The 11,727-nt window shown below is 66.3% G+C and carries 9 protein-coding genes and 1 tRNA gene; 5 read left to right on the forward strand and 5 right to left on the reverse strand.

Going from position 1 to position 11,727, the window contains the following annotated elements; all coding sequences use genetic code 11:
- Positions 1-268 precede the first annotated feature (268 nt).
- A complete protein-coding gene (truA, locus tag V7Q39_RS14750) occupies positions 269-1,042 on the forward strand; it encodes a tRNA pseudouridine(38-40) synthase TruA (protein WP_333817365.1) in 774 nt (257 codons plus the stop codon).
- An 81-nt stretch (positions 1,043-1,123) separates the two neighbouring features.
- Here the strand turns inward: truA and V7Q39_RS14755 are convergent, their stop codons facing one another.
- Complete coding sequence (locus V7Q39_RS14755) at positions 1,124-2,035, reverse strand: pirin family protein (protein WP_333817366.1); 912 nt, start codon at positions 2,033-2,035, stop codon at positions 1,124-1,126.
- 209 nt (positions 2,036-2,244) lie between these two features.
- Here V7Q39_RS14755 and V7Q39_RS14760 point away from each other — a divergent pair, with 209 nt between their 5' ends.
- Complete coding sequence (locus tag V7Q39_RS14760; protein WP_333817367.1) at positions 2,245-3,081, forward strand: tellurite resistance TerB family protein; 837 nt, start codon at positions 2,245-2,247, stop codon at positions 3,079-3,081.
- A 157-nt stretch (positions 3,082-3,238) separates the two neighbouring features.
- Here V7Q39_RS14760 and V7Q39_RS14765 read toward each other — a convergent pair whose 3' ends face one another.
- The gene (locus V7Q39_RS14765) at positions 3,239-3,886 is read right to left on the reverse strand and encodes a GntR family transcriptional regulator (protein WP_333817368.1); all 648 of its coding nucleotides are present in this window, start codon (positions 3,884-3,886) and stop codon (positions 3,239-3,241) included.
- Between the two features lie 32 nt (positions 3,887-3,918).
- Positions 3,919-4,611: a M48 family metallopeptidase gene (locus V7Q39_RS14770; RefSeq protein WP_333817369.1), complete on the reverse strand. Its 693-nt coding sequence runs from the start codon at positions 4,609-4,611 to the stop codon at positions 3,919-3,921.
- Between the two features lie 123 nt (positions 4,612-4,734).
- Between V7Q39_RS14770 and V7Q39_RS14775 the strand changes: the two genes are divergently transcribed.
- Both V7Q39_RS14775 and V7Q39_RS14780 read left to right on the forward strand, forming a co-directional pair.
- On the forward strand, positions 4,735-5,070 hold the full coding sequence (locus V7Q39_RS14775) for a TIGR02300 family protein (protein WP_333817370.1): 336 nt from the start codon (positions 4,735-4,737) through the stop codon (positions 5,068-5,070).
- Positions 5,071-5,175: 105 nt separating this feature from the next.
- A tRNA-Ala gene (locus tag V7Q39_RS14780) sits at positions 5,176-5,251 on the forward strand.
- 468 nt (positions 5,252-5,719) lie between these two features.
- Here the strand turns inward: V7Q39_RS14780 and V7Q39_RS14785 are convergent.
- A complete protein-coding gene (locus V7Q39_RS14785) occupies positions 5,720-8,869 on the reverse strand; it encodes an efflux RND transporter permease subunit (RefSeq protein ID WP_333817371.1) in 3,150 nt (1,049 codons plus the stop codon).
- Positions 8,866-9,927 (reverse strand): efflux RND transporter periplasmic adaptor subunit, encoded by a 1,062-nt coding sequence (locus V7Q39_RS14790; protein WP_333817372.1) that lies wholly within the window; start codon positions 9,925-9,927, stop codon positions 8,866-8,868. Before V7Q39_RS14790 ends, V7Q39_RS14785 begins: the two co-directional genes overlap by 4 nt.
- Positions 9,928-10,298: 371 nt before the next feature.
- Between V7Q39_RS14790 and V7Q39_RS14795 the strand changes: the two genes are divergently transcribed.
- The gene (locus tag V7Q39_RS14795) at positions 10,299-11,663 is read left to right on the forward strand and encodes a DEAD/DEAH box helicase (RefSeq protein ID WP_333817374.1); all 1,365 of its coding nucleotides are present in this window, start codon (positions 10,299-10,301) and stop codon (positions 11,661-11,663) included.
- The last annotated feature ends 64 nt before the right edge of the window (positions 11,664-11,727 follow it).

Genomic DNA, 11,727 nt, shown 5'->3' on the forward strand with positions numbered 1-11,727 from the left:
CCCGCCCCCGCGCTTTCGATTCCCCGGGAAATTCCGTCCGTCAGCCCGGAGAACACCCTTGCCGCCCCTTCTGCCTTGCCGGTCCAAGATAGGGGCGGAGCACCGGGATTGGTAGGGGGACTGTCCCGGTCGGCCCTTCTCTGGCTGCCCGCGCGCGGGCAGGTTTTCCGACACAATGATTTCAATGCCTTGGCCGTGGGCGTTCGGCATCGGTTAACCAGCGCCAACCCGCATTCACAAGCCGCCCCATCCGGTATAGTCAGACCCCATGCCCCGCTATGCGCTTCAGATCGAGTACCACGGCGGCCCGTTTGCGGGCTGGCAGCGGCAGGCGCAGGGGCTGCCTTCGGTGCAAGGGGCGGTGGAACGCGCCCTCGGCAAGCTGGAGCCGGGTCCCCATACCATCGCCGCGGCGGGTCGCACCGATTCAGGCGTCCATGCCACGGCGCAGGTGGCCCATGCCGACCTGACCCGCGACTGGGACCCGTTCAAGCTCGCCTCCGCCCTCAACGCCCACCTGCGTCCCGACCCGGTGGCGATCGTCGCCTGCGCCCGCGTCCCGCATGACTTCCATGCCCGCTTTTCGGCGACGGGCCGGCGCTACAGGTTCCGCCTCGTCGCCCGGCGCGCGCCCGTGACCCACGACCGGGGGCTGGTCTGGCAGGTGCTGAACCGGCTGGACATCGGGGCGATGCGCGAAGGCGCGGCGATGCTGATCGGGAGCCACGACTTCACCACTTTCCGATCCACCCTCTGCCAGGCGAAGAGCCCGGTGAAGACGCTGAACCGGATCGAGATCGACGAACACCCCTATCCCGGCGGGGTGGAATACCGCTTCGACCTGGCGGCGCGCAGCTTCCTGCACAACCAGGTCCGCTCCATCGTCGGCACGCTGGAGCGGGTGGGTGCTGGGGCTTGGGCGCCCGAAGGCGTGCGCACCGCGCTGGAGGCGAGGGACCGCGCCGCCTGCGGCCCGGTCTCGCCGCCGCAGGGGCTGTATCTGGTGGGGGTGAGCTATCCCGCCGATCCTTTCGCCGGATGACAGCTCGTCGGGGACTTCGTCCCTCCTCGCCAGGGTCCGACCCCAGCGAGGAGCGCGCGAAGCGCGACGACGAGCGGTCCCTCAATGCGCCGGGCGGATGAAAGTCCCGTTCCGCAACTCGGTGAACGCCTGCCGCAGCTCTGCCTCGCTGTTCATCACGATCGGCCCGGCCCAGGCCACCGGCTCCTCGATCGGCGCGCCGGAAACCAGCAGGAAGCGCACCCCGTCCGGCCCTGCCGTCACCACCACCTCGTCGCCCGCCCCGAAGCGGACCAGCGTGCGGTTGCCGGAAAGGTCGCGGATGTTGACCTCCTGCCCCTGTACTTCCTTCTCGAGCAGCACACCCTCGGGCCGGGCGGCATCGCGGAAGCTCGCCGATCCCTCGAAGACATAGGCGAAGGCCCGGCGCCGGGTGTCCACCTTGAAGACCTTCCGCTTGCCCGCAGGCACGAAGACATCCAGATACTGCGGATCGGCCGCGATCCCCTCCACCGGGCTTTTCACCCCGCGCCAGTCGCCGATCACCACCCGGATCGAGGTGCCGTCATCCTCATGCCGCTCGGGCAGCGCCTCGGCGGGCATGTCCTGATAGCGCGGCGCGGTCATCTTCAGCGCCTTCGGCAGGTTGCCCCACAGCTGGAAGCCATGCATCCGGCCCTGATCGTCGCCCTTCGGCATCTCCTGATGCAGGATGCCGCGCCCCGCCGTCATCAGCTGCAGCGACCCCGGGCCGAGAATGCCCGTGTTGCCAAGGCTGTCGCCATGCTCCACCGTCCCCGCCAGCACATAGGTGATCGTCTCGATCCCCCGGTGCGGGTGCCACGGAAACCCCGCCGAATAGTCGCGCGGATGGTCGCCGCGGAAATCGTCGAACAGCAGGAACGGATCGGCCTCGGTCGGGTCCTGGAACCCGAAAGCACGGTGCAGATGGACGCCTGCGCCTTCGATAGCGGGTGTGGCGCGGCGGGTTTCAAGAACGGGACGGATGGACATGGCGTGTCTCCTGATTGCGTTGATCAGAAGATGGGGCTGTGCAGTCCGCACGCAAAGACGCAAATTCGGGGGATGATTGTGCAGAAATGCACCCTACATGCACGGCACCCCGGCATCGCCCCACGGTTGAGCGAGCATTCACAAAATCGCCCGAACCGCGACAAAATTTCAATTGGACTTGAGGGTGTGAAGTTTGTCGGGACCCCGTGATGAAACCTGTCTCTTTCCTGGTTGCAGCCGTTGCCGCAGCGCTTTCCCTTCTTCCGACTCCAGCGGCGGCCAAGGGTGGCGGCGGATATGCGGAACATCTTGAATATGTTGCGGATTACGGACCGCAGGGTGAAGGCCAGGAGAATTTGGCCCTGTGCCACCTGGTGAAGAAGTACCATGTGCTGTTCATTCCCATCTACTATCAGTCCGAGGGGTACGTCCTGGCGGAGAACCGCTGTGATACCGACAGCTTCTACCACTTCAAGGAGGGTGGCCTTGCAGCCGCCAAGGCGGTGGGCCTTCTCCCCGCGGATCTCCCGGACGAACCCTCGATCAGTCTCGGCCAGCGTGTGCCGAAAATCCTCTGGGGGCTCGTGCTTGCTGCCGTCATGGTCGCTGCAGTCAAGCGCCGGTCGCGCCGCAATGGACTTGCCGCCCAGATGAGCGATCTGCCGCAGCGGACGCAGGTACTGCTCAACGTGCTCTGCCATGCCGCGAAAAGCGATGGCCGGATCGCAGCGCAAGAGATCGGCCTCATCGCGGAAATCACCAGGAAGATGACAGGCACCGATGTTTCGCATTCGCGGGTCGAGCAGATTGCCGCGATGGCCGAGAAAAAGCTGATGCCGAAGGATTTCGAAAGGTTTGCCAATGGTCTTGATGCGGATGGCCGCGAGAGTATCGTGAAAGCCGTGTTGCTTGTGCTTGCAGCCGACAACAAGCTTGAGAAGGCAGAGCAGAGGTTCCTGAACGGCCTGATCTCCGCCTTCAAGGTCTCGCAACTGCAGTTTCAGCGGATCATGTCTGAAATGCGCGAAGAGAAGATGGCGTCGTGACTTTGCGGGCGAATCTGAGCCGTCATGCTTGCCTTTCCGTTCAACCCAGGACGATCCCGGTGCAGGGAACCATGCTGCAAGTCCTTAACGGACGGTGAATGCCCACGCCCAACCCCTTGATTTCCCTGCGCCCGGAACCCTGCCCACGCGTGGGCACCTACCCCGTCAGGTGCCGCAGCCCCTGGGTCACGTCGGTCCTGACCGCCAGCCGCAGCCCCGGCTCGTCTCCCGCTTTCAGCGCCGCCAGGATCATCCGGTGGTGGGTCGGCGGCTCCCTCCGCTTTACCCGCGCATAGACCGCCCGCATCGTCGGCCCCAGCTGCAGCCAGACCGTCTCGCACATCGCCAGCATCGCCGGGGTCTGGGCGCGAAGGTAAAGCGTCCGGTGGAACTCCAGGTTGGTGCGGACATAGGTGACGGCATCCCCCCGGACCGCAGCCTCGCCGTTCATCAGGTTGATCGCCGTCAGCCGCTCGATAAGGGCAAAGTGGGCGCGGGGGAGGGCACGGGCGGCCATCTCCGGTTCCAGAAGCGCCCGGATCGCCGCCAGTTCCTCGATCCGCTCCGGGGTCAGTTCCGGCGTGGAAATCCGGCCCGAGGAAGACAGCGTCAGCGCCCCTTCCGCCACCAGCCGCCGCACCGCCTCGCGCGCGGGGGTCATCGACACGCCGAACTGCTTGCCCAGACCCCGCAGGGTCAGTGACTGGCCGGGGTCCATCTCGCCATGCATCACCTGCTGGCGCAGCGCCCGGTAAAGCCGCTCATGCGCGGCGGCGTTGGGGTCGGGAGGGCGCGGGGTCAGCATGCGGAAAGGGAAACACCCCGGCCCCGCAGGGGTCAATCCTGAAAGCGAAAGCCGTGCAGGGTTGAGCCGTTTGCTTTCAGCCAGTCCCGGTGCCGCTTCCAGTCCGGGCAGATGCCGGTGACCACCCGCCAATAGGCCGGGGAGTGGTTCAGCTCGACCAGATGCGCGACCTCATGCGCGGCAACGTAATCAAGGATCTGCGGCGGGGCGAGGATCAGGCGCCAGGAATACATCAGCCGTCCGTCGGGAGAGCAGGAGCCCCAGCGGGACCGGGTGTCGCGGATCGCGAGCGAGGTGTAGCTCCGGCCCACCAACCCGGCATAGCGGGTGGAGGCGGTGGCGAGCCGGTCACGGGCCAGCACCTTCAGCCAAGCCGCGACCCGGGGACCGACCGTCGCCGGATCGCCCGGCACCAGGAGCCGCTTGCCCTCGACCCGCACGCCGCGACCGGTCGCGGGGGTGACGGCCAGGTCCCGCCCCTCGACCGGGATCGCCACCCCGAAACCGACTGGCTTCAATGCCGAGGCGGGCATCGCCGACAGGGTCTGCCGCAGCCAACCCTCGTTGCCCTTCAGAAAGGCCAGCGCCTCGCCCTCCCGCGCGCGAAGGGGCATCGACAGCGTCACCTTGCCGTCCAGCCGCGAGACCCTGAGCGAGAAGCGCCGGGCACGGGACGAGCGTTTGAGATGTACCTCGACGGGTGGAGAGCCGGGCAGGACGGCCATGGAAACCCCTTGAAAGCTTCGGCGACCATAGCCATTTCCCGCAGCACACAAAAGGCTTTGACAGTCGCCTGCACCTGTGGCAAGCGGCAGCTTTCCCGGCTTCCACCACCCGAAGGGATCACCATGCCCAAAGCAGAATGGGGCACGAAGCGCATATGCCCGACGACCGGCAAGCGCTTCTACGACCTGAACAAATCCCCGATCGTCAGCCCCTATACGGGTGAGATCGTGGACATCGAATCCGTCCGTCGCAAGATGGCCGCCTCGGTTATCTCGCGCGCCGTTCCCGACAAGGATGACGACGTTCTGGTCGAGGATCTGGAGAACGAAGACGCGCTGCTGGAAGGCGCGGCCGCCGACGAAGGCGAGATGGACGACGATCTTCTGGAAGACGACGCCGACGACAACGTCTCGCTCGACGACCTGGCCGACGTGCCAGGCGACGAGGAGGAAGTCTGAGGGCAAGCGCCGGAGGACAGGGGTGATTTTCCCCCTTGCACCCCCCGGCGAGCTGTCCTAGATACCCCGCATCGCGGCGGCAACGGCGCGGTGCTTCTCTCCGGTGGGGTCATAGCTCAGATGGGAGAGCGCTTGAATGGCATTCAAGAGGTCGGGAGTTCGATCCTCCCTGGCTCCACCAAAGAGAGACTGAAAGCGGGGCGGTTCTGACCGCCCCTTTTCATTTCCAAGCCCCCTGATCCGAAGACGACAGCAACCCGCCGCGCGGCGGGGTTAAGGACAGGTGAATCCTGTTTCGGTCCGCTGCTGCCTGCCGGCGAGGCATTTCCGGGCAAGTGCCTGGGAACGCTGGTTTAAGCTTGTGCTGTTGGGACAGGAAGACGGTATGGACGCCGTCTGGTTCTGGTATGGCATCCATCCATACGCGCGGCGGGGTCTGACCGGGTTAACCATGTGGGCGAATCGGGGACGCCTGTCGCGCAAGCGGGGAACCATGCGACGAAGCTTGAAGATGGGTCCCCGCTTTCGCGGGGATGACACACCCGGAAGGACCGGTCGCCGCCTCGGCATGGGTCCCCGCTTTCGCGGAGATGACAGGTGTGAGGCGTGATGATCGGTGTGAGGAGGCGGGTGAACCCGGCCCCCGGGATCACCCTGCCGGTTGCGGCTTTGCCCGGCCCCGCAGCTTTTCGGGGCGGAACTTCGCATACCATTCCCGCCGCTTCTGGCGCTGCCAGAACCAGGGCTTCGGGTTGTCGGCCCGCGTCACCAGCATCAGCATCGAGGGGATGATGATCAGCGTCAGCACCGTCGCAAAGGCCAGCCCGTAGACGATGGCCGAGGACAGCGCGATCCACCATTGGGTCGAGGGCGCGCCGATCGTGACCTCGTGGTTCAGGATCTCCATGTTCAGGCCAAAGGCGATGGGCAGCACGCCGAGGATCGCCGTCATCGCGGTCAGGACCACGGGGCGGGCGCGTTCGCGGCAGGTCTGCAGGATCGCCTCGATCTTCGGCCTTCCTTCGCGGCGGAGCGAATCGTAGGTGTCGATCAGCACGATGTTGTTGTTCACCACCACCCCCGCCAGCGCGATGATGCCGATCCCGGTCATCACCATGGTGAAGGGCTGGCCCATGATCATCAGCCCCAGCAGCACGCCGATGGTCGACATGATCACGGCCGACAGCACCAGCCAGACCGAGGTGAAGTTGTTGAACTGGGCCAGCAGCACGATGAAGATCAGGAAGATCGCCGCGGCGAAGGCCTTGGACAGGAAGGCCCCGGCTTCGGCCTGCTCTTCATCCTCGCCCGCCAGCTTCCAGCGGATTCCGACCTTGTCCAGACCCGCTGCATCCATTTCCTTGGTGATCCGGGCGTAGATCGCATCGGCCTGCACGCCTTCGCGGATTCCGGCCTGGACGGTGACGGTGCGCGCGCTGTCGATCCGGGTCAGGTTGCCGGTGGTGGGCGCGGCGGTCCGGGTGACGAAGTTGGAGATCGGCACCGACCCCTCCGCCGTCTGGATGCGCAGCTGGTCCAGGGCCGAGATGGTGCGCTGCTCGGCGGGCAGGCGCAGGACGATATCCACCGCGTCATCGGCTCCGGAGGGGCGGTAGTCCGACAGTTTCAGCCCGCTCGTCACCAGCTGCACCATGCCGCCCACGGTCGAGGGCGCGATGCCATAGCGCGAGGCGGCGGCGCGGTCGACCTGCAGTTCCCAGTCGACGCCGGGCGGCGGCAGGCCGTTGGATATGTCGATCACGTCCGGGATCGTGGAAAGCTTCGCGGCCACCTGTTGCGCCACCTCGTTCAGATGGGTCGGGTCGTCGGAGGACAGCTGGATCTGGATCGCCTTGCCGGTGGGCGGCCCGGCCTGCGGCACCGAGACCTGGATATCCACCCCCGGGATGCCGACCATAGCCTGCCGCAAGTCGGCGAGGATGGCATTGGCGTTCTTCCTTTCGCGCCAGTCGATAAATTCGTACTGGATGGTTCCGATCACATCGGCATCGACCTCGTTGCCCTGCCCACCGCCAGATCCGGTGCGGGTATAGACCGTCTCGACCCCCGGCCAGCCGAGGATGCGCTTTTCGGCTTGGGCCACCAGCGCATCCTTTTCCGCGATGGAGAGGTTGCCGCGCGCCTTGACGTAGAGGAGGCCGAATTCGGGTTCGACGTCGGGGAAGAAGATCACCCCCTTGCCGTAGTGGATGTATGCATAGGGCACCGCGCCCAGAAGGCCGAGCGCGAGGAACAGCATGATCACCGGATGCCGCACCGCCTTGCCGACCAGCCACATATAGGCGCCGTCCTTGTGTTCGGGCGGGTGTTTGAACGGCTTGGCGATGATCGCGCCCAGCGTCGGCACGAAGATCAGCGCATAGACCAGCGAGGCGGAGAGCGTGACGATCAGGGTGATCGGCAGGTATTTCATGAACTCGCCGACGATGCCGGGCCAGAACAAGAGCGGAGAGAAGGCGGCGACGCGGGTCATGGTCGCGGCGACGACCGGCCCGGTCATCCGGTGCGAGGCCATGGCGAAGGCCTCGCGCTTCTCCATCCCCTCGGACATGCGTCGTTCGGCGAATTCGGTGACGATGATCGCATCGTCGACCAGCATCCCCACGGCGAGGATGAGCGAGAAGAGGACGACGATGTTGACGGTATAGCCCATCAGCGACAGCGACAGCATTCCCATCAGGAACGAGGCCGGGATCGCGAGGCCGATCAGCAGCGAGGCGCGGACGGACAGCGCGTAGAGGATGACGATGAAGACCAGGATCACCGCGGTCAGCACGGAATTCTGCAGGTCGAAGAGCAGCTGGCGGATGTCCTTCGACTTGTCCTGGCTGAAGCTGATCTCGGTGCCCTCGGGAAGAAGCTTGCGATAGGCCTCGGTCACGACCTTCACCTGGTCGACCGTCTCGATCAGGTTGGCGCCGGTGCGTTTGGAGACCTCGATGGCGATGGCGGGGGCGCCGTTCAGCCGGGTGACGGTCTCCGGCTCCTTCAGCGTGGGCCGGATGTCGGCGATGTCGCGCACGCGGACGGTGGCGGTGCCGGTGGAGACGACGGGAAGGTTCGCAACATCCTCGATGGTTTCCAGAAGCGAGGGGACCTTGATCGCATAGCGCCCCTCGGCGCCCTGCAGCGCCCCGGCGGCGACCAGCTGGTTCCCGGCGGCGAAGCCCGCGATCAGCATGTCTGGGCGCAGCCCGTAGGTCGCGAGCTTCCCGGGGTCGATCACCACCTCAACCAGGTCGTCGCGCACGCCCTGCAGGTCAGCGTTCAGGACCGGGGGCAGTTCCTCAATCCGGTCGCGCAACTCGCGTCCGGCCTTCGCCAGCACCCGCTCGGGCACGTCGCCGGAGAGCGTGATCACCAGGATCGGGAATTCCGACAGGTTGACCTCGTTCACCGTGGGCTCGTCGGCGCCGGCGGGAAGCTCGGGGCGGGCGGTATCGACCTTGTTCCGCACATCGTCCAGCGCCTTCTTCAGGTCGGCCCCGGCCTGGAATTCGATCAGCACGTTGCCGCCGTTCTGATAGGCGGTCGAGGTCATCTTCTTGATACCCGTGATCGACTTGATCGCGGTTTCCATCGGACGCAGCAGCAGGCGCTCGCTGTCCTCGGGCGAGATGCCATCGTAATGCATGCTGACATAGAGGATCGGAATCTGGATGTCGGGCTCGGCCTCCTTGGGGATCGAGACATAGGCCATGGTCCCGGCCAGCATCAGGAAGAGAAGAACCGAGATCGTCAGCCTTGCATTGGCAATGGCGGTTTCGACCAGTCTCATTGGCCGACCCCGGGGGCGACGTCGACCTTCTCGCCGTTGCTCACCAGATCCTGCCCGGCGGTGATGATCCGCACGCCCTCGGGCACGCCGGTGACGACCAGGCCCTCGGGCATGTCGTCGATGATGCGCACGGCGGCGAACCGGGCGATGTTGTCCGGACCCACGACACGAAGGCCGAGCTGGCCGTCCTCGGCCAGGGTGATGATCGAGCGCGGCACCACAACGGCGCGGGTGGGCTTGGCGAGAAGCGAGACTTCGGCGGTCATGCCGGAAGGGAGCGTCAGGTCGGGGTTCGGCAGCGCGATTTCCACCGGGAAGGTGCGGGTCTGGGCCGAGGCCTCGTGCGCCACCAGGCGGACGGTGCCCTCCATCTCGGTGCCGTTCACCAGCCGGACCTTGGCGGTGGAGCCGATGGCGACGGAGGAAAGATCGACCTCGCTCACCTCGGCCTTCACCAGAATCGGGTCGAGCGACAGGATGGTGGCGACGGGGGTGCCGGTCTGCACCCATTCGCCAAGCTCTACCGCGACACTGTCGACGATCCCGGCGAAGGGGGCCTTCAGGCGCAGCCGGTCGGCGGCGGCCTTGGCCCGGTTCAGCTCGGCCTGGGCGGCATCGCGGGCGGAACGCGCGTTGGTCAGGTTCGACTCGGACGTGCTGCCCGCCTTGAAAAGCCGTTGCGCCACCTCGAGATCATGCTCCTTCTGCGCCAGCGCGATCTGGGCGATCTCTTCCTGCGCCACGGTTTCCGGGCCTTCCAGCACCATCACCACGGACCCCGCCTCGACCATCCCGCCCTTCGACAGCGCCAGCGAGGCGATCACCCCCTCGGCCCGTGCGGCAAGCTCCACGCGCTTGTCGGCCTCGGTGATGCCCGACAGCCGGATGGCGCGGGCATGGTCGATGAAGACCGGCTCCACCGCGGCGACGGTGCGGACCAGCGGGGCGGGCTCGGCGGCGGTCGTCCCGGTCGCCGGGGGCTCCTTGCCCGTTTCGGTCTGCGCGCTGCCGACGGCCGAGAACTCTCCGGTCGCGATCCAGGCGACGGCGCCGAGCATGACGCAGAACGCAGCAATTCGGTGGAACTTCGGCATGACGGAAATACCCAGGAAAGTTGTTGATCGGAAAGGACTACGTCTGTCGCGGGTCGATAGCTGGCCCCCGGCCGGATCTGGCGCAAGAAATGATACTCGGGCGCCGGAAGTCATACCCTTCGGCGGAAACAAGGTCCAGCCTGCAGTTGCAACCGCTTTGGCTTGACTTCTGCCGCAAGAACCACCATGTCCCCCCGGTCCGATGCCCGTGCCGCGTGAGCACCGAAAGGCCCGGACAAAGGTTCCCACCGTCACGCAGGGGCGCCGCTTGCGGCACGGTCACGGGCATTCGCCCGGGGCGAGGGTCGCAGGCCCTCTGAATGTTGGGACTACTCATGACCACTTTTGCCGAACTCGGCCTGTCGCCGAAAATCCTGAAAGCGCTGGAAAAGACCACGCTGAAGACGCCCACGCCGATCCAGGCGCAGGCGATTCCCCATATCATGCAAGGCCGTGACCTGATGGGCCTGGCGCAGACCGGCACCGGCAAGACCGCGGCCTTCGGGCTGCCGCTGTTGCACCGTCTGCTGGACATCGGCCACCCGCCGGGGCCGAAGAACGTGCGCGCGCTGATCCTGGCGCCGACGCGCGAGCTGATCGGCCAGATCAAGGACAACTTCGAGGTCTTCACCAAGGGCACCGCCGTCAAGGTGACGATGGTCGTCGGCGGCGCTTCGCTGTTCAAGCAGGCGCAGGCGCTGTCGAAGGGCACCGATGTGCTGGTGGCGACGCCGGGCCGGTTGATCGACCTTCTGGAACGCGGCGACGTGAGCCTTGAGAAATGCGGCTACCTCGTCCTCGACGAAGCCGACCACATGCTGGACATGGGCTTCATCCATTCCCTGCGGAAGATCGCCAAGCACATCCCCCTGAAGCGGCAGACTTTGCTTTTCAGCGCGACGATGCCGAAGGACATCGGCGAGATCGCCGACACCTACCTGCGCGATCCGATCAAGGTGCAGGTCGCACCGCCCGGCAAGCCGGTCGAGCGGATCACCCAGGGCGTCCACTACATTCCGAACGGCGACAAGGCGAAGCTGCTGGAGGAATATCTGAGGAAGCATCCGGGCGAGCAGGCGCTGGTCTTCGGGCGCACCAAGCACGGGTCGGAGAAGCTGGCGAAGCTCCTGGCGGCCTGGGGCTTCAAGGTGGGATCGATCCACGGCAACAAGAGCCAGAATCAGCGCGACCGGACGCTGACCGAATTCCGGAGCGGCGCGCTGGACGTGCTGGTGGCGACCGATGTGGCCGCGCGCGGGATCGACATCCCGACGGTGCGCCATGTCTACAACTTCGACATGCCGAACGTGCCGGAGAACTATGTCCACCGTATCGGCCGCACCGCGCGGGCGGGGGCGGACGGGTCCTCGATCAGCTTCTGCGCACCGGCGGAAATGGGCGAGTTGCAGGCGGTCGAGAAACTGCTGAAGGCCCCGCTGCCGGTGGTGGGCGGTGCCCCCTGGGCGGCGGATGTGGTCGCGGCGGCGCCGAAGCCGGGGCAGAACCGGGGCCAGCGGCCCGGCAATGGCGGGCGGCAGGGCCAGAAGCTGACGGCAAAACCGCAAGGTCAGCGGTCGGGCGGATCGGGCAAGCCCGCCGGCCAGGGGCGTCCCGGCGGTCAGGGCAAACCCGGTGGCCAGCGTCAGGGTCAGGGCAAACCGCAAGGCGGCAGCTTCGCCCCGCGCCGGGAAAGCCGCTGACCGCAGCGCAGGCGGGGCCGGCCTGACCGGCCCCGTTGCCTTTCGCGTCAGCTGGCCTCTTCCT

The sequence above is a fragment of the Tabrizicola sp. genome (assembly GCF_036781545.1).
GTDB lineage: Bacteria > Pseudomonadota > Alphaproteobacteria > Rhodobacterales > Rhodobacteraceae > Tabrizicola.

Bases quoted from the DNA above. Each gene is read 5' to 3' on its own strand.
- truA (WP_333817365.1), top strand. From the start codon at position 269: ATGCCCCGCTATGCGCTTCAGATCGAGTACCACGGCGGCCCGTTTGCG.
- V7Q39_RS14755 (WP_333817366.1), bottom strand. From the start codon at position 2,035: ATGTCCATCCGTCCCGTTCTTGAAACCCGCCGCGCCACACCCGCTATC.
- V7Q39_RS14760 (WP_333817367.1), top strand. From the start codon at position 2,245: ATGAAACCTGTCTCTTTCCTGGTTGCAGCCGTTGCCGCAGCGCTTTCC.
- V7Q39_RS14765 (WP_333817368.1), bottom strand. From the start codon at position 3,886: ATGCTGACCCCGCGCCCTCCCGACCCCAACGCCGCCGCGCATGAGCGG.
- V7Q39_RS14770 (WP_333817369.1), bottom strand. From the start codon at position 4,611: ATGGCCGTCCTGCCCGGCTCTCCACCCGTCGAGGTACATCTCAAACGC.
- V7Q39_RS14775 (WP_333817370.1), top strand. From the start codon at position 4,735: ATGCCCAAAGCAGAATGGGGCACGAAGCGCATATGCCCGACGACCGGC.
- V7Q39_RS14785 (WP_333817371.1), bottom strand. From the start codon at position 8,869: ATGAGACTGGTCGAAACCGCCATTGCCAATGCAAGGCTGACGATCTCG.
- V7Q39_RS14790 (WP_333817372.1), bottom strand. From the start codon at position 9,927: ATGCTCGGCGCCGTCGCCTGGATCGCGACCGGAGAGTTCTCGGCCGTC.
- V7Q39_RS14795 (WP_333817374.1), top strand. From the start codon at position 10,299: ATGACCACTTTTGCCGAACTCGGCCTGTCGCCGAAAATCCTGAAAGCG.